Annotated in this window: 14 protein-coding genes; 6 read left to right on the top strand and 8 right to left on the bottom strand. The window is 65.1% G+C overall.

The window, feature by feature from the left end:
- Positions 1 to 25 precede the first annotated feature (25 nt).
- Together CCX87_RS16450 and CCX87_RS16445 are read left to right on the top strand one after the other, a co-directional pair.
- Positions 26 to 1,345 (top strand): class I SAM-dependent methyltransferase, encoded by a 1,320-nt coding sequence (locus tag CCX87_RS16450; RefSeq protein ID WP_087747766.1) that lies wholly within the window; start codon positions 26 to 28, stop codon positions 1,343 to 1,345.
- A complete protein-coding gene (locus tag CCX87_RS16445; protein WP_087747765.1) occupies positions 1,306 to 1,623 on the top strand; it encodes a DUF1840 domain-containing protein in 318 nt (105 codons plus the stop codon). The genes CCX87_RS16450 and CCX87_RS16445 overlap by 40 nt, the downstream gene beginning before the upstream one ends.
- A gap of 152 nt (positions 1,624 to 1,775) precedes the next feature.
- Here the strand turns inward: CCX87_RS16445 and CCX87_RS16440 are convergent, their stop codons facing one another.
- From CCX87_RS16440 to CCX87_RS16405, 8 genes are all read right to left on the bottom strand, one after another.
- Positions 1,776 to 2,762 (bottom strand): tripartite tricarboxylate transporter substrate-binding protein, encoded by a 987-nt coding sequence (locus CCX87_RS16440; protein ID WP_087747764.1) that lies wholly within the window; start codon positions 2,760 to 2,762, stop codon positions 1,776 to 1,778.
- A gap of 240 nt (positions 2,763 to 3,002) precedes the next feature.
- Positions 3,003 to 4,250 (bottom strand): phenylacetate--CoA ligase family protein, encoded by a 1,248-nt coding sequence (locus CCX87_RS16435; protein ID WP_087747763.1) that lies wholly within the window; start codon positions 4,248 to 4,250, stop codon positions 3,003 to 3,005.
- Between the two features lie 223 nt (positions 4,251 to 4,473).
- Positions 4,474 to 5,286, bottom strand: coding sequence for an ABC transporter ATP-binding protein (locus CCX87_RS16430; RefSeq protein WP_087748428.1), 813 nt, complete (start codon positions 5,284 to 5,286; stop codon positions 4,474 to 4,476).
- Between the two features lie 222 nt (positions 5,287 to 5,508).
- Positions 5,509 to 6,837 (bottom strand): ABC transporter substrate-binding protein, encoded by a 1,329-nt coding sequence (locus CCX87_RS16425; protein ID WP_087747762.1) that lies wholly within the window; start codon positions 6,835 to 6,837, stop codon positions 5,509 to 5,511.
- 46 nt (positions 6,838 to 6,883) lie between these two features.
- Positions 6,884 to 7,960: a branched-chain amino acid ABC transporter permease gene (locus CCX87_RS16420; RefSeq protein ID WP_087747761.1), complete on the bottom strand. Its 1,077-nt coding sequence runs from the start codon at positions 7,958 to 7,960 to the stop codon at positions 6,884 to 6,886.
- A 31-nt stretch (positions 7,961 to 7,991) separates the two neighbouring features.
- A complete protein-coding gene (locus CCX87_RS16415; RefSeq protein WP_087747760.1) occupies positions 7,992 to 8,921 on the bottom strand; it encodes a branched-chain amino acid ABC transporter permease in 930 nt (309 codons plus the stop codon).
- A gap of 16 nt (positions 8,922 to 8,937) precedes the next feature.
- Positions 8,938 to 9,723, bottom strand: coding sequence for an ABC transporter ATP-binding protein (locus tag CCX87_RS16410; protein ID WP_087747759.1), 786 nt, complete (start codon positions 9,721 to 9,723; stop codon positions 8,938 to 8,940).
- A 17-nt stretch (positions 9,724 to 9,740) separates the two neighbouring features.
- On the bottom strand, positions 9,741 to 11,675 hold the full coding sequence (locus CCX87_RS16405; RefSeq protein ID WP_087747758.1) for an AMP-dependent synthetase/ligase: 1,935 nt from the start codon (positions 11,673 to 11,675) through the stop codon (positions 9,741 to 9,743).
- A 266-nt stretch (positions 11,676 to 11,941) separates the two neighbouring features.
- Between CCX87_RS16405 and CCX87_RS16400 the strand changes: the two genes are divergently transcribed.
- From CCX87_RS16400 to CCX87_RS16385, 4 genes are all read left to right on the top strand, one after another.
- Positions 11,942 to 12,664, top strand: coding sequence for a Crp/Fnr family transcriptional regulator (locus CCX87_RS16400; RefSeq protein WP_087747757.1), 723 nt, complete (start codon positions 11,942 to 11,944; stop codon positions 12,662 to 12,664).
- A 262-nt stretch (positions 12,665 to 12,926) separates the two neighbouring features.
- Positions 12,927 to 13,820 (top strand): DUF4394 domain-containing protein, encoded by an 894-nt coding sequence (locus tag CCX87_RS16395; RefSeq protein ID WP_087747756.1) that lies wholly within the window; start codon positions 12,927 to 12,929, stop codon positions 13,818 to 13,820.
- A complete protein-coding gene (locus CCX87_RS16390; protein WP_369825232.1) occupies positions 13,817 to 14,470 on the top strand; it encodes a methylamine utilization protein in 654 nt (217 codons plus the stop codon). Before CCX87_RS16395 ends, CCX87_RS16390 begins: the two co-directional genes overlap by 4 nt.
- A gap of 44 nt (positions 14,471 to 14,514) precedes the next feature.
- Entirely contained in the window at positions 14,515 to 16,800 is a 2,286-nt protein-coding gene (locus CCX87_RS16385; RefSeq protein WP_087748425.1) for a putative bifunctional diguanylate cyclase/phosphodiesterase, read from the top strand.
- Positions 16,801 to 16,825: the final 25 nt, after the last annotated feature.

The following is a 16,825-nucleotide window of genomic DNA, read 5'->3' as shown; positions in this document are numbered from 1 at the left end:
CGAGCCCATTCAAGAATGCGCCACCATGAAGAACTTGCTGCACATCCTGGAGGGGCGGCTGCAGGCACTGCCGGTCCGCATGGCGGTTCAGTTGCCTGCGGGGCCGTGGCTGGGCGCGCGCAACGCGGCTGTCACGCTGCGGTTTCGGGATCGCATGGCGCTGCTGGCCCTGGCTTCGGGGGAAATTGGCAGCGTTGGCGCGGCGATCGTTGAGGGCAGGGTGACGCTGGAGGGCAGCATGCGCGAGCTGATGGCTGCTGCCGCCGGGCTGCTGACCGGGAACCCCGCGCAGGAGCCAGACCATCTTGGGTGGCGCCGCGTGCTTGCGCGCGCCAGATCGATGGCGGTGCACACGCTGCAGAACGACGCGCGCCATGTGCGGTTCCACTACGACCTGTCGGACGATTTTTATACGCTGTGGCTGGACCCGCGCAGGGTGTATTCATGTGCCTATTTTTGCGACCCCGGCATGACGCTGGCGCACGCCCAGGAGGCCAAGCTGGATCTGATCTGCCGCAAGCTGCGGCTGCAGCCGGGTGAGCGCTTTTTGGACATCGGCGCCGGCTGGGGTGCATTGCTGCTGTGGGCGGCAGAGCACTATGGCGTGGACGCGACGGGTATCACCCTGTCGCGCAACCAGCACGCGCATGTCCAGCAACTTATTGCGGAGCGCGGTTTGAGGGGGCGGGTGCGCATCGAACTGCGCGACTACCGCGAACTGCAGGTCCAGGAGCCCTTCGACAAGGTGGCATCGGTCGGCATGTTCGAACATGTCGGGCGGGCGAAGATGAACGCCTACTTTGCCACCGTGCGCAACCTTCTGCGCCCCGGCGGCCTGCTGCTCAACCATGGCATCACGGCCGGTGGCGTGGACAACGCGCAACTGGGCGCCGGCATGGGCGATTTCATCGAGCGGTACATCTTTCCGGGCGGTGAACTGCTGCACGCCAGTGCCGTGCTGCACGACATGGCGCAGGCCGGGCTGGAGATGGTGGACACCGAGAACCTGCGCCCCCACTACGCCCGCACGCTGTGGGCCTGGTCGGACGCGCTGGAAGCCGCACAGGAACCTGCCCGCCAGGTGCTGCTGGCGCAGGCTGGGCCGGAGCGCGCGGACAAGGCGCTGCGAGCCTATCGCCTGTATCTGGCAGGCAGCGCCCTGGGCTTTGAGCACGGCTGGATGGCCTTGCACCAGATACTGGCGGTGCGCCCTGATGGCGACATGGGCTCGGGCACGATGACCGGCGCACAATCGGTCTATCCGTTCACGCGCGATTACATGTACACCACCAAGGACCGCACGCCATGCTTTACAAGTTCAAGTCCCGATCCGCGCCCGACCTGATCATGCTCGAACCCCACGGGCGCCAGATCCTTCAAATCGTTGGCAAGACGCCCGGCCCCAGCGGCATCATCACGGCAGCCCAGATCCCCGGTGCCATGGCCGCGCTGGAGGCGGCCGTTGCCGCCGACGAGGCGCTTGCCGCCGATGCACAGGAACAGGCGGACGAAGATGGCGCGGAGCGGCCCGACTCCGTGCGCCTTCGCCAACGCGCGGCGCCGTTTCTCGAAATGCTGCGCCGCTCCGTCGCCGAGGCGCACGACGTGGTGTGGGGCGTCTGAGGCGGTGCCCGTTTTATAGCGCCCGCAAGCCCCACCAGGAACTGGTTGCATTGCCCCCCTGCGGGTGCCATTGCCGCACCGGTAACCCATAAAAAAAGCCGCCTGGCCTCCAAGAGGCAGGCGGCTGGTCGCGCATGGGCAAAAAGCCCAGCTTAGTCGGCGTAGGTGCCGGCGGCCTTGATGACGGCGCCCCATTTGTCGATTTCAGCCTGCACGAACTTCTTGTGCTCGGCGGGCTCGATGCGCTTGTCGGTCACCACCACGGCGCCCAGGGCCTCTTGCTTTTTGATGAATTCGGGGTCCTTCAGGGCCACCTTCAGGGCGTCGTTGATCTTGGTCACGATGGCGGCGGGCGTGCCCTTGGGCGCATACAGGCCGTGCCAGATGGACACTTCAAAGTTCTTCAGACCCGACTCGGCCAGGGTGGGAAGGTCCTTGAGCGCCGGGGTGGTCAGGCGCTTGGTGGTTGTCACGGCATAGGCCTTGACCTTCTTTGCCTCGATCTGCTGCGTTGTGTTGGTGGTCTGGTCGCACAGCAGGTCGATCTGCCCGCCCATCAGATCGGTGATGGCGGGGGCTGCACCCTTGTAGGAAACCGAGGTCATATCGACCTGCATGGCGTTTTGGAACATCAGGCCGCACAGGTGCGAAGCGGAGCCCACACCGGCATTGCCCAGGTTGATCTTGCCCTTGTTCTGCTGAATCCAGGCGCTCAACTCCTTGACATTGTTGGCAGGCATGGTGGGCCGCGCGACCAGCGTCATCGGCACTTCATTGAGCAGGCCCAGGTATTCGAAATCGTTGGGCACGCTGAACGGCAGCTTGCGGTACAGCGCGGGCATGGTGGACATGCCGATGTGGTTGAGCAGCAAGGTGTAGCCATTGGGGGCGGCGCGGGCCACACGGGCTGCGCCGATCGAGCTGCCGGCACCGGCCGTGTTGTCCACGACCACGTTGGCGCCCAGTGGCTTGCGCAAGGCTTCCGCGAGGTCACGCGCGACGCGGTCCGTTGGGCCGCCTGCGGTGAAGGGCACGACCAGGGTGACGGTCTTGTCCTTGGCCGGATAGTCCTCGGCGTGTGCGCCCAATGCTGCGATGGCTGCGGTGGCGACCAGCGCAAGTTTCAGTATCTTTTTCACGGAATGCTCCTGTAATCAGAGGCGCGATGATAGCGAGTCTCCATCCAGCGGGTATGCAGGAAAGCACTGAACGCTTGTCAAGGATGAATTTTATTAATATTGGCCTCTAGCGCATATCTGGCAAGCGCAAGTAGCTATCAATAAAAGAGCAAAATAAGGGTAAACCCCAGTCGGATTGTGGGGGTGGGTTGCCATCCCGCACGGTTGTTGCGCTGGCTCCAGCGCGCCGGGGGCGCTTTTTTAGCGATAGCTGCGCGCGTCCTCAATCACGCGGCCATCGTTGGGCAGGGTGCCTGGGGCCACCATCTGCACCTCGCTGCGCAGCTTCGTCACTTCGCGCACGACCTCGGCGAGCTGGCGCGCAAAGCCCTCGGCGGTTTCATGGGTCTCGACCTGCAGCACCATCTGGTCGCTGGCCATTTCGCCGCTGACCACCAGCCGGGCCCGCAGCACCTGCGGAAACCGGCGTGCGATGGTGGCAATCTGGGCGGGATGCACGAACATGCCGCGCACCTTGGTGGTCTGGTCGGCGCGGCCCATCCAGCCCTTGATGCGGGTGTTGGTGCGGCCCGTGGGGCAGGGGCCTGGCAGCACCGCCGAGAGGTCGCCGGTGCCGAAACGGATCAGCGGGTAGTCGGGGTTGAGCGTGGTCACCACGAGTTCGCCCACTTCGCCTTCGGGCACCGGGTCGCCGGTGCCGGGGCGCACGATCTCGACGATCACGCCTTCATCGAGCACCAAGCCTTCACGGGCCGAGGTTTCATAAGCAATCAGGCCCAGGTCGGCTGTGGCGTAGCACTGGTAGCCCGCAATGCCGCGCTCGGCAAACCAGTCGCGTAGCGATGGCGGAAAGGCCTCGCCCGACACCAGCGCCTTGGTCACTGTGGGCAGCGCCACGCCCATCTCGGCAGCCTTTTCGACGATGATTTTCAGAAAACTGGGCGTGCCGATGTAGCCCGCAGGCTGCAGCTCGGCCATGGCCTGCACTTGCTGCTCGGTCTGCCCGGTGCCGCCGGGGAAAACAGTGCAGCCCAGCGCGTGTGCGCCGGTTTCCATCATCGAGCCCGCGGGCACGAAGTGGTAGCTGAAGCTGTTGTGGATCAGCTCGCCGCTGCGAAACCCCGCCGCGTAAATGGCCCGCGCCATGCGCCAGTAGTCGCGCCGCGTGCCCTCGGGCTCATAGATGGTGCCGGGGCTGGCGAACACGCGGGTCATGCCAGGCCCAAAGCCCAGCGCGCTGAACCCACCGAATACGCTGGCTGCGCGGCCCGCCTGCTGGCGCTCCAGCAGCTCGTACTTGCGGGTGACGGGCAGCTGCGCCAGGGCTGCGCGGCCGGTGATGGTGGTTGCATCCACACCAGCCAGGATGCCGGCAAAAGCGGGCGATGCCTTTTGGGCATGGGCGATCTGCTGCGGCAGCGCCGCCATCAAGGCCGCTTCGCGCTCGGCGGGGCTGCGCGTTTCCAGGGCGTCATAGAACGTGCTCATGCCTGGGTTTCCTTGTGAGGTGGTTGAAGTGAAATTGGCCTCTAGCGCTTATCCATCAAGCGCAAGCAGCTATGAAATTGAGAGTGAAATCGTCCGAAGCCTGAAAAAGAACATGGCCCTCGTAGCCCGCGCTGCCCCACCAGCGCGCCCGTGGAACTGGCTCTGCCAGGTCACTGGGTGCGTCCCCCTGAGGGGGAAGGCGCGCAGCGCCACAGGGGGCTCCTCAAGCCAACCAGCGCTTGCGGCGCTTGTAGCTCTTGACGTCCTTGAAGCTCTTGCGCTCACCGCCGCCCACGCCCAGGTAGAACTCTTTCACGTCTTCGTTGTTGGCCAGATCGCTGGCGGCGCCATCCATCACCACGCGGCCGCTTTCCATGATGTAGCCGTAGTCGGCATATTTGAGGGCCATGTTGGTGTTCTGCTCGGCCAGCAGGAAGGTGACCTTCTCCTTGGCGTTCAGGTCTTTGACGATGTTGAACACCTCTTCCACGATCTGGGGCGCCAGCCCCATGGACGGCTCGTCGAGCAGCACCACGCTGGGGTTGGCCATGAGCGCGCGGCCAATGGCACACATCTGCTGCTCGCCGCCCGAGGTATAGGCCGCCTGCGAGGTGCGGCGCGTTTTCAGGCGCGGAAAATAGTTGTAGACCTTCTCCAGGTTGGCCGCGATCTCGGCCTTGCTGGTGCGGGTGTAGGAGCCCGTCATCAGGTTCTCTTCGATGGTCAGGTGGGCAAAGCAGTGGCGCCCCTCCATCACCTGCACCACGCCGCGCTGCACCAGGTCGGCCGGCGAGAGGTTTTCGATGCGCTCGCCGCGCAGCTCGATGGTGCCTTTGGTCACCTCGCCCCGCTCGCCCTTGAGCAGGTTGGAGATGGCGCGCAACGTGGTCGTCTTGCCTGCCCCGTTGCCGCCCAGGATTGCCACAATCGCGCCCTGCGGCACCTGCAGCGAGACGCCCTTGAGCACCAGGATCACATGGTTGTAGATGACCTCGATGCCGTTGACGTTGAGAACGATATTGCTGTTGGAGTCCATGGTGTTGCCTTCCTGTACCAATCCAAAGAGCTGTTGCACAACCCTTTGGATTGGCGGCTGCCAAAAAAGCAACCGCTGTTCACTGGCCACAAAAACTGTCGCGGCCCAGGCGAGGAACGCCGCGCAAGGGCCGCCCCGCCGCGCTGGCGTTGTCCCCCTTCCCGCAGCGTGAAGCGCTAAGAGAGAAGGGGGAAGGCGCGTCAGCGCCTCAGGGGGATGTACTTAGCTCTGGCAGTCCGCCGCATCCCTGCGCGTCATCTTCTTGTCGGCCAGGTACTTGTCGGCGCCGGCCTTGATCATGGGCTTGAGGATCTGCTCATCGGCCTGGTACCAGTCGGACGAGAAGTTGAACTTCTTGCCATCCCAGGTGTGCACCCGTGCCCAGGTCGATCCCATGTGGTCGGCGCAGCTGGTGGACAGCGGACGCATCAGGTCCTTGAAACCCGGCGCATCCAGTTTCTTCTGGTCGAGGGCCAGGTTTTCCATGCCCCAGCGCACCTGCTCGCCGGTCATGACCTTGCCCTTGCCAAAGCGCTCCTGCGCACGGCGCACGGCTTCGACGGCCAGCATCTGGATGATTACGCCGCGCGTGTAGAGCACGGAGCCCACTTCATCCTTGGGGCCCGTGCCCTGGCCCTTGTCGTGCACGTTCTTGAGGATGTCCTGGATGACCTTCGATTGCGTGCCGTAGCCGTTGAGCGCCAGGGCGTGGTAGCCCTTGGCGCCTTCGCCCACATCGCGCACATCAGGCTCGGCGCCGGCCCACCACACGCCATACAGCTTGTCGCGCGGGAAGCCCGTGGCCTGCGCTTCCTTCAAGGCGGTGGAGTTCATCACGCCCCAGCCCCACAGCAGAACATAGTCCGGGCGGCTCTGGCGCACCTGCAGCCAGGTGGCCTTTTGCTCCACGCCGGGCGCGGTCACGGGCAGCATCTGCAGCTCAAAGCCGTGCATCTTGGCGCGTTCCTGCAGCAGTGGGATGGGCTCTTTGCCGAACGGGCTGTCGTGGTAGACCAGTGCGATCTTCTTGCCCTTGAGCTTGTCCAGGCCGCCAGCGGTCTTGCCGATATGCTGGATCAGGATGTCAGCACCGGTCCAGTAGCTGCCCATATAGGGGAAATTCCACTTGAACGCCTGGCCGTCCTGCGCCACCGACAGGCCGTAGCCCAGCGTCATCAGCGGGATCTTGTCCACGGGGGCTTTTTCGGTCAGTGCAAACGTGATGCCGGTGGCCTGGGGGTCGAACAGCGACACGCCGGGGCGGCTCTTGAGGCGCTCGTAGCATTCCACGCCACGGTCGGTGGCATAGCCGGTTTCACATTCTTCAAAGGTGAGCTTCACGCCGTTGATGCCGCCGTCGCGGGCGTTGATCATCTTGATGTAGTCCTGCTTGCCGTTGGCCCATGGCACACCGTTGGGTGCATAGGGGCCGGTGCGGTACGACAGCAGCGGGAAGAACTGCTCCTTGGCTTGCGCGAAGGCGCTCGTCGCAATGGACGAGGCGCCGGCAGCAACCACCGCAGCGGCGATCACGATTTTCGAAAGCTTCATGGATGTCTCCTTTGGATGAATGTGTTGAAGCACGGGGGGAAATCAATCAATGCGGGAAGGGCCACAGGCGCAGCTTTTGCTTGGCGGTGGACCACAGCTTGGCCAGGCCATGGGGCTCCACGATCAGGAACCACACGATCAGCGCGCCGAAAATCATCAGCTCGGCATGCGACACCCCGGCGGTGGATATCTCGATGCCAAACATGCCAACCAGGGCGGGCAAAAACTGGTTGAGCACGATGGGCAGCACCACGATGAATGCCGCGCCAAAGAAGCCGCCCATGATGGAACCGAGGCCGCCAATGATCACCATGAACAGCAGCCGGAACGAAATTTCCACCGAAAATGCGGCCGGCTCCCAGGCGCCCAGGTGCACAAAGGCCCACAGGGCGCCAGCCATGCCGATGATGAAGGAACTCACGGCAAACGCACTGAGCTTGGCGTACATGGGGCGAATGCCGATCACGGCGGCGGCCACGTCCATGTCGCGGATTGCCATCCATTCGCGGCCAATCGCGCCACGCACCAGGTTTTTGGCCAGCAGGGCGACGACCACCAGCAGCGCCAGGCAGAAGATGTATTTGCTGGTGGCGCTTTCGATGGGCATGCCCAGCACCTGCAGGTTGTTGACCGACACCGAACCTGAGTCGGAGTTGTTGGTGAACCACTTGATGCGCAGGAACATCCAGTCGCTGAAGAACTGCGCCGCCAGCGTGGCCACGGCCAGATACAGGCCCTTCACCCGCAGGCTGGGCAGCCCGAACAGGATGCCGAAGAACGTGGCGCACAGCCCGCCCAGGATCAATGCCGGAATGAGCGGCATGCCCGGAAAGCGCACGAAGAAGTTGTAGGCGCCATAGGCCCCCACGGCCATGAAGGCGCCCGAGCCCAGCGAGATCTGGCCGCAGTAGCCCACCAGGATGTTCACCCCCAGGGCCGCCAGCGCCATGATGACGAAGGGGATCAGGATGGCGCGGAAGATGTAGTCGCTGGCCAGCATGGGCACGGCGATGAAGGCAATGGCCAGGATGATGCCGATGGCGATGCGGTCCTGCGCGATCGGAAAGATCTGCTGGTCGGCGCGGTAGCTGGTCTTGAACTGGCCGTTTTCGCGGTAGAGCATGGTGTGTCCCCTGTGTTCTTGTTGTTATGGCTTACACGCGGTCGATGATCTTCTCCCCGAACAGACCCTGAGGCCTGAACAAGAGAAACACCAGCGCCAGCACATACGCAAACCAGATCTCGATGCCCCCGCCCACGAACGGGCCCAGGTACACCTCCGAGAGCTTCTCGCCCACGCCGATGATCAGCCCGCCGATGATGGCGCCGGGCACCGAGGTCAGGCCGCCCAGGATCACCACCGGCAAGGCGCGTAGCGCCACCGTGGTCAGCGAGAACTGCACACCGAGCTTGCTGCCCCAGATCATTCCGGCCACCAGGGCCACCACGCCCGCCACGCACCACACGATCACCCAGATGCGGTTGAGCGGAATGCCGATGGATTGCGCCGCCTGGTGGTCGTCTGCCACGGCGCGCAGCGCGCGGCCGGTGGAGGTCTTCTGAAAGAAAACGCTGAGCAGCGCCACCAGCGCAGCGGCAATGGCGGCGGCAATGATGTCTTCCTTGTTCACCAAAATGCCGCCTTCAAAGATTCCATCGAAAACGAAGATGGGTTCCTTGGGCATGCCGATGTCGATCTTGTAGATGTCGCTGCCAAACAGGGTCTGCCCCAGGCCTTCGAGAAAGTAGGTGATGCCCAGCGTGGCCATCAGCAGGGTGGCACCCTCCTGGTTCACCAGGTGGCGCAGCACCAGTTTCTCGATCAGCCAGGCCACCAGAAACATGCAGGTGCCCGCGATCACGAAGGCGATCAGGGTGGTTGCTATTGCGTTGTCGATGCCGGTCCAGGCGGGGACCAATTCGGCAAAGCGGGCCATGGCCAGGGCTGCGAACAGCACCATCGCGCCCTGCGCAAAGTTGAAGACGCCCGAGGCCTTGTAGATCAGCACGAAGCCCAGCGCCACCAGCGAATACAGCATGCCGGCCATCAGGCCGCCAATGAGGGTTTCAAGAAAGAATGCCATGTGTTTTCTCCGACCCTTAGTGGCTGGTGCCCAGATAGGCACTGATCACGTCTTCGTTGTTGCGCACTTCATCGGGCGTGCCGTCGCCGATCTTCTTGCCGTAGTCGAGCACCACCACGCGGTCCGAGATGTCCATCACCACGCCCATGTCGTGTTCGATCAGGACGATGGTGGTGCCGAACTCGGCGCTCACGTCCAGGATGAAGCGGCACATGTCCTGCTTTTCCTCGACGTTCATGCCCGCCATGGGCTCGTCGAGCAGCAGCACCTGCGGCTCCATGGCCAGGGCCCGGCCCAGGTCCACGCGCTTTTGCAGGCCGTAGGGCAACTGGCCCACGGGCGTCTTGCGATAGGCCTGGATTTCAAGGAAGTCGATGATGTGCTCGACAAATTCGCGGTGGCGGATTTCCTCGCGCTCGGCAGGGCCGATGCGCAGCGCCTGCAGCAGCAGGTTGCTTTTGATCTTGAGGTTGCGGCCGGTCATGATGTTGTCGATCACGCTCATGCCCTTGAACAGCGCCAGGTTCTGGAAGGTGCGCGCCACGCCCATCTCGGCCACTTGGCGGCTGTTCATGTGATCAAAAGTCTTGCCGCGAAAGGTGATGGAACCTTCGGACGGCGAATACACCCCGTTGATGCAGTTGAGCATGGAGCTCTTGCCGGCACCGTTGGGGCCGATGATGGCGCGGACCTCGTGCTCGCGCACGTTGAACGAAATGTCGGTCAACGCCTTCACGCCGCCAAAGCGCAGGCTGATGTTCTTGACGTCCAGGATGACGTCGCCAATCTTTTTTTGGGTCATGGGCTGCTTCCGGTGGGTCAGGCGGCGGCCTTGGCGGGCGCATGGGTCTTGGCGTTCAGGATCTTGAGCGTGGCGCTCACGCTGCCGGTGCGGCCATCCTCGAACTTGACCTGGGTTTCAATGAACTGCTCGGCTTTGCCGGTGTAGAGCGCTTGCACCAGCACGGCGTATTTCTCGGCAATGAAGTTGCGGCGCACCTTGCGGGTGCGGGTGAGCTCGTCGTCGTCCGGGTCCAGTTCCTTGTGCAGCACCAGAAAGCGCGCCACCTGGGTGTCGGCCATGCCGGCCTCGGCGGCCAGGTCGGCGTTGACCTGGGCAATGCAGTCGGCAATCAGCTGCAGCACCGGCGGCTTGGAGGCCAGGTCCACATAGCCGCCGTAGGGCAGTCCCTGGCGCTCGGCCCAGTTGCCCACCGCTTCGTAGTCGATGTTGATGAAGGCGCACACCTGATCGCGCCCATGGCCAAAGCACACCACTTCCTTGATCTGCGGGAAAAATTTGAGCTTGTTCTCGATGTAGTTGGGCGCGAACATCGCGCCGCCAGTGAGCTTGCCCACGTCCTTGGCGCGGTCGATGATGCGCAGATGCCCGTCTTCATCGAGCACGCCCGCATCGCCGGTGTGAAAGTAGCCCTCGGCATCGATCACCTCGGCGGTGGCGTCGGGTCGCTTGTAGTATTCCTTGAGCACCGATACGCCCTTGACCAGAACCTCGCCGTTGTCGGCAATCTTGAGCTCGATGCCCGGCGCGGCCTGGCCCACGGTGTTGAGCTTGACCTGGCGGTTCTTCTGGATGCACACATAGGCACAGGTCTCGGTCTGGCCATACAGCTGCTTGAGGTTGATGCCAATCGAGCGAAAGAAGCGGAACAGATCGGGGCCGATGGCGGCGCCGGCCGTGTAGGCCACCCGCAGCCGCGACAGGCCCAGCACATTGCGCAGCGGCCCGTAGATGGCGAAATCGCCCAGGCGGTACAGCACGCGGTCCCACAGGCCCACAGGCTTGCCGTCGAGGATGTCGGAGCCCACGCGCCGGGCCAGGGCCATGCACTTGGCATACAACCAGCGTTTGGTGGGCGCCGCGTCTTCCATGCGAATTGAGACCGATGTCAGCATGCCTTCGAACACCCGCGGGGGCGCGAAGTAATAGGTGGGGCCGATTTCACGCAGGTCGATGGTGACAGTGCTGGCCGACTCGGGGCAGTTGATGGTGAAGCCCGCCACCAGCCATTGCGCCAGCGAGAACAGGTGGTCGCCCACCCAGGCCGGGGGCAGGTAGGAAATCACGTTGTCGGCGGGGTTCAGTCCGTCGATCTCGACGCCGCCCTGGGCCGAGCCGATGAAGCTGGCGTGCGTCTGGCACACGCCCTTGGGCTTGCCGGTGGTGCCCGAGGTGTAGAGGATCACCGACACGTCGTCGGGCTGGTTCTGGGCCACCATGGCCTCCCACGCGCCGGGGTGGGCACGGTCCCATTCGGCGCCCATGGCCTTGAGCTTTTCGGTGCTGATCAGGCCGGGCTGGTCATAGTCGCGCAGCCCGCGTGGATCGTCGTAAATGATGTGCGCGATGCCGGGCAGGGCTTCGCGCACTTCGAGCAGCTTGTCCACCTGCTCCTGGTTTTCGGTGAACACGAACCGGACTTCAGCGTCCTCCATCACGAAGGCCATCTCGGACGCCACCGCATCCTGGTACAGCGGAATCGGCACGCCGCCGAGGCTTTGTGCCGCAATGAAGCCCATGTAGAGGTGGGGGCGGTTGTCGCCGACCAGCGCGAGGTTCTGGCCCCGCTGAAAGCCCAGCGCCGCCATGCCGCAGGCCATGAGGCGCACGGTCTGTGCGGCATCCATCCAGCTCCATGTTTGCCAGATGCCGTATTCTTTTTCGCGCAGCGCCGGGGCCGTGGGGCGCTCGGCGGCGTGCTTGAGCAGCAGTTGCGGGAACGTGGTCTTCATTCCGGTTCCTAATAATGGTGAGGTATCCACCCGGTGGGCGCCGGGCGCACCGCCCTGAGGCAGTGCATTGGGGTCCATGCTAGGACTGCCTTTGACGTTGTTATGTCTTTCGGACGACAATTTGCGGGAAAGTCCTCATGGGGTTGAACCCTCAGTGCCCCCGGCTATCGGGTAAGGCGGCGGTCTTGCGCCAGCCGCGCCAGTGGTCCCCGCTGGCCCGCGGTCGCCTCTTCATCGTTCATCTTTCCGCGTCCTGAAGCCAGCGCATGACCCACGATCTGTCTCTGCACCAGCGCCGCCGCCCGCCCACCGGGGAGGAGCTGGGCGGTATCCCGTGGCTCGCCCCGCTGCAGAGCGTCGAGCGCGAGCGCGCCGTGGCCTCGCTGCTGGTGGGCGACGCGATGGCGGGCGACTTTGTCTGCCGTGTCGGGCGGCCGGTGACCTACTGGTTTGGCGTGGTCGAGGGGCTGCTGAAGATGAGCAGCGACAACGCCCAGGGCCAGACCATGACCTTCACTGGGGTGCCACCTGGCGGCTGGTTTGGCGAGGGCACGGCGCTCAAGCGCGAGCCTTACCGCTACAACATCCAGGCCTTGCGCAAAAGCGTGGTGGCGGGGCTGCCGATCGACACCTTCCACTGGCTGCTGGACCATTCCATCGGGTTCAACCGCTTTGTGATGAACCAGCTCAACGAGCGCCTGGCCCAGTTCATTGCGGCGCGCGAGATCGACCGGTTGAACAACCCCGATGTGCGGGTGGCGCGCAGCCTGGCTTCGCTGTTCAACCCGGTGCTGTACCCCGGCGTGGGCGAGGTGCTGCGCATCACGCAGCAGGAGCTGGCGTATCTGGTGGGGCTGTCGCGCCAGCGGGTCAACGAGGCGCTGGCTGCGCTGGAGCGGCAGGGGGCCATTCGCATCGAGTATGGCGGGCTGAGGGTGCTGGATGTGTCGGCCCTGCGCTCCAGCATCTTTGCGCGCAATCTGGGTTGAGCGTAGCCGCCCTGCCGGTTGCGCCGGGCACGCTGGCGCCCGCGCACTGTTACAAATGAGAAGGCCTGTTGGTGGCCTGGGCGGCCGCCATGGTCGGGCCGTGGCGCGCCTTGATTTTGTGTCAAATAGTGCTGTAGCGCTTATGGGATAAGCGCTAGCAGCTATTGTTTTTGATTTTCTGGCGCGGACCGTGCGGCGCAGTGCATTGCCACGAAGGCCGGTGGCATCGGGTATAAACCCGTTACATCTGTGGGAGTGTTTGATGCCTTTGTTTCGTTGTCGCCAGCGCCTGCTGGCCTGGGTTGCTGCCGCAGTGCTGCTGGCGGGATGCGCCGGCGTTGCCGAGCCACAGACCGGTGCGGGGCAGGAGATGGTCTATGCCATCACCGACTCCCAGGAGCTGATCCGGTTCGTGGCCACGCAGCCGCGCCGGGTGATCGAGCGCAAGCCCGTCACCGGGCTGGCGCCGGGCGACACGCTGATTGGCATGGATTTCCGGGTGGCCCGTGGCGTGCTGTATGGGTTGTCCCGCTCGGGGCGCCTGTACACGGTGGACCGTGCCAATGGCGCGCTGAACCCGGTGGGGGCTGCGCCCGCCGTGCTGCCGCTGGACGGGGCGGTGATCGGTTTCGATTTCAACCCGACGGTCGACCGCATTCGTGTGGTAATGCCGTCCGGCCACAACCTGCGCCTGCACCCGGACACCGGAGCCCAGGTCGACGGTGACCCCGCCCGCGAGGGCGTGCAGCCCGATGGGGCGCTGCACTACGTGGCGGGCGACCCGCATTTCGGCCGCATGCCCAACATCGCCGGCGCCGCCTACACCTACAACACCCGCGATGAAAAAATCACCACCAATTACGCCATTGACCGCGCAATGGGCACCCTGGTCATGCAGGGCTCGCGCGAGGGGGCGACGCCCGTGGTCTCGCCCAACACCGGGCAGCTGCGCACCGTCGGGGCGCTGGGCCTGGGGCCCCTGACCGATGTGGCCTTCGATATTTCCGACGTGGCCAACACGCCCCTGATCGCGGTGCGCACGGTGGCCGAGCCACGCACCCGCCTGCACCGGGTGGATCTGGCCACGGGCCAGACCACCGACCTCGGCCAGGTGGGCGATGGCCGTGCGCTGATTGGCCTGGCCATCGAGCCATGAGCTGGCGCGCGACGGGACTAACGGGGCGCAGCGCCGCGCTGCGCGCGATGCGGCCCCTGGCGCTCGGCTTGTCGCTCTGTCTTGCGGCGGGCGCGCAGGCCACCACCGTGCAGATCGAGGTGCAGGACGCGGCCGGCAAGCCCCTGGGCGATGCCGCGGTGTTTCTGGAGTCGGCCCAGGCGCGCCGCCAGGTGCGGCCCTTGACCGGGCTGGAGATGGCGCAGCAGAAAAAGCAGTTCCTGCCCGATGTGCTGGTGCTGCCGGTGGGGTCCGAGGTGCGCTTTCCCAACCACGACACGGTGCGCCACCATGTGTATTCGTTCTCGCCGGCCAAGAAGTTCGAGCTCAAGCTCTACACCGGCACCCCTGCCAACCCCGTGCTGTTCGACCAGCCCGGCGTGGTGGTGCTGGGCTGCAACATCCACGACCAGATGGTGGGCTGGATCCTCGTCGTGGACACCCCCTATTACGCCCAGACCCTCGCGACCACGGGCAAGGCGCAGATCGACAACGTGCCGGCGGGCAGCTACCGGCTGCGCACATGGCATGCCCGCCTGTCCGTGGGCGCGCCCGCGCTCGAGCAGGAGCTGAGCGTGCCGGCCACCGGTGCGGTCGCGGTGACGGTGCGCATGCCGGGGTTGCAGCCTTGAAACTGGCGGTGCTTCGGCGGAGCCTGATCGTGCGGCTGGTCGGCATGTCGCTGCTGCTGCTCTTGGTGGTGCAGGCCGCCGGGTTCGCCGTGGTGCGCGCCACCATCGACCGCAACGCCCGCGGCCAGATTGCACGGGCCCTGGACACCGACGAGAACGTCTGGCGGCGGTTGCTCGAGCAGAACGCCGACAGGCTGCGCCAGGGCTCGGCCTTGCTGGCGGCCGATTACGGGTTCCGGTCTGCCGTGAACTCCGGTGACGAGGAAACCATCCAGTCGGTGCTGGAGAACCATGGCAGCCGGATCGGTGCCGAGGTCACCGCGCTGCTCGACACCGGGCTGCGCCTGCGCTCGCTGAGCACACCCGCCGGTGCCGGCGATTTCCAGGCCGCCGTGCAGCAGGTGGCGCCGCTGCTGGCCAGCCAGCCGCAGGGCAGCCGCATCGCCGTGATCGGGGGCATGCCCTACCAGTTCGTCATGGTGCCCATGCGGGCGCCGGTGGTCATCGGCTGGGTGTTGATGGGGTTCCCCGTCAGCCAGAGCCTGGCCGACGAAATGCGCCAGCTGCTGTCGGTGCATGTGGCCTTGCTGGTGAAAGCATCGGATGGCAGGCTGTCCGTGCCGGTCAGCACCTTGCCCGCCGAGCCGCTGGCCCTGCTGCGCCGCAGCGGTAACCCCACGGGCGAACTCGATACGGGCCAGGGCGTTCTGCTGGCGCGCGTCAGCCCGCTGGACACAGTGGGGGGCGAGGTGCAGGCGCTGCTGCTGCGCTCTGTGGACGAGGTTGTGGCGCCGTATCGGCAGCTGCAGGTGTTGCTGGCCTTCATCACAGTGGCCGGTGTGCTGCTGTTCGCGATGGGCAACGGCGTGATGGCGCAGCGTGTGACGACCCCCCTGCGCTCGTTGCTGGCCGCCACGCGGCGGCTCTCGCGCGGGGAGTACGACGTGCCACTGGAACATTTGGACCGCGCCGATGAAATCGGCAACCTGGCGCGTTCCTTTGACAAGATGCGCGTGGATATCGGCGCGCAGCAAAGCGAGATCCGGCGGCTGGCTTATTGGGACCGCCTCACAGGGCTCCCCAACCGCGAGCGCTTTCGGGAAGCCGTGCTGACGGCCACCTCCGGCCATGCCGGGGCGGTCCAACCGCTGGCCGTGCTGACGCTGGACCTTGACCGTTTCAAGCATGTGAACGACGTGCTCGGCTATGCCTTTGGTGACCGGCTGTTGCAGGCGGTGGCCGCCCGCCTGCGCGAACAGGTGGGCGCGCCCCAGGACATGGTGGCCCGCATGGGCGGCAACGAGTTCGCCGTGCTGCTGCAAGGTGCCGATGCCCCGGCGGCCCACGAGCTGGCGCGCCGCATCCACCAGTCGTTCGAAGAACCGCTGGTGTTCGAGGACCAGAGCGTTGACCTGAGCGCCGGCATCGGCATTGCCTGCTGGCCTGGCGATGCCGACGATGCCGACACCCTGCTCAGCCGTTCCGAGATCGCCATGTATGCCGCCAAGCGCCAGCTCAGCGGGGCGCTGCGCTACGACCCCGCCCTTGATCTGGCGAGCGCCCAGACCCTGTCGTTGCTGACCGAGCTGCGCCGGGCGGTAGAGCACAACGAATTGCGCCTGTACCTGCAGCCTAAGCTGGCGCTGCACGGCCAACCAGGGCTGGCGGCCGAGGCGCTGGTGCGCTGGCAGCATCCGCAGCGGGGGCTGGTTGCGCCCATGCATTTCATTCCGTTTGCCGAGCAGACGGGGTTTGTGCGCCAGCTCACGCTGTGGATATTCGAGGAGGTGGCCCGCCTGCTGGCTTCGCAAGAGGCGCGGCACCTGCCGCTGCGCGTGTCGGTCAACCTGTCCACACGCGATTTGCTGGACCCCGAGCTCAGCACGCGGCTGGCGGCCATCCTGGCCCGCCACGGCGTGCAGGCCAGCGCCTTTTGCCTGGAGATCACCGAAAGCGCCATCATGGACGACCCCCAGCGCGCCGAGGCCATGCTCAACCGCCTGTCGCAGCAGGGGTTCAAGCTCTCCATCGACGATTTCGGCACGGGTTATTCGTCGCTGGCCTACCTCCGGCGCCTGCCGGTGGACGAGCTCAAGATCGACAAGTCGTTCGTGATGGGTATGCAGGCGGGCGAGGACGACGCCATGATCGTGCGCTCCACCATCGACCTGGCGCACAACCTGGGCCTCACGGTGGTGGCAGAAGGGGTGGAAACCGCCGCCATTCTGGAGCGCCTGCGCACCCTGGCGTGCGACGAGGCGCAGGGTTATCACATTGCGCGGCCCTTGCCGGTGGATGATTTTCTGGCCTGGCAGGCGCGCCAGGGGTAAGCTCTTTTTCTGTTCTTTTCGGGCC

This window comes from Acidovorax sp. T1 (assembly GCF_002176815.1).
Taxonomy (GTDB): domain Bacteria; phylum Pseudomonadota; class Gammaproteobacteria; order Burkholderiales; family Burkholderiaceae_C; genus Acidovorax.
This window is presented reverse-complemented; position numbering and strand designations above follow the sequence as displayed.

Coding starts and splice junctions, on each gene's coding strand:
- CCX87_RS16435 (WP_087747763.1), bottom strand. CDS start 4,250: ATGAGCACGTTCTATGACGCCCTGGAAACGCGCAGCCCCGCCGAGCGC.
- CCX87_RS16395 (WP_087747756.1), top strand. CDS start 12,927: ATGCCTTTGTTTCGTTGTCGCCAGCGCCTGCTGGCCTGGGTTGCTGCC.
- CCX87_RS16445 (WP_087747765.1), top strand. CDS start 1,306: ATGCTTTACAAGTTCAAGTCCCGATCCGCGCCCGACCTGATCATGCTC.
- CCX87_RS16405 (WP_087747758.1), bottom strand. CDS start 11,675: ATGAAGACCACGTTCCCGCAACTGCTGCTCAAGCACGCCGCCGAGCGC.
- CCX87_RS16410 (WP_087747759.1), bottom strand. CDS start 9,723: ATGACCCAAAAAAAGATTGGCGACGTCATCCTGGACGTCAAGAACATC.
- CCX87_RS16400 (WP_087747757.1), top strand. CDS start 11,942: ATGACCCACGATCTGTCTCTGCACCAGCGCCGCCGCCCGCCCACCGGG.
- CCX87_RS16450 (WP_087747766.1), top strand. CDS start 26: ATGAAGAACTTGCTGCACATCCTGGAGGGGCGGCTGCAGGCACTGCCG.
- CCX87_RS16420 (WP_087747761.1), bottom strand. CDS start 7,960: ATGCTCTACCGCGAAAACGGCCAGTTCAAGACCAGCTACCGCGCCGAC.
- CCX87_RS16390 (WP_369825232.1), top strand. CDS start 13,817: ATGAGCTGGCGCGCGACGGGACTAACGGGGCGCAGCGCCGCGCTGCGC.
- CCX87_RS16385 (WP_087748425.1), top strand. CDS start 14,515: ATGTCGCTGCTGCTGCTCTTGGTGGTGCAGGCCGCCGGGTTCGCCGTG.
- CCX87_RS16425 (WP_087747762.1), bottom strand. CDS start 6,837: ATGAAGCTTTCGAAAATCGTGATCGCCGCTGCGGTGGTTGCTGCCGGC.
- CCX87_RS16430 (WP_087748428.1), bottom strand. CDS start 5,286: ATGGACTCCAACAGCAATATCGTTCTCAACGTCAACGGCATCGAGGTC.
- CCX87_RS16415 (WP_087747760.1), bottom strand. CDS start 8,921: ATGGCATTCTTTCTTGAAACCCTCATTGGCGGCCTGATGGCCGGCATG.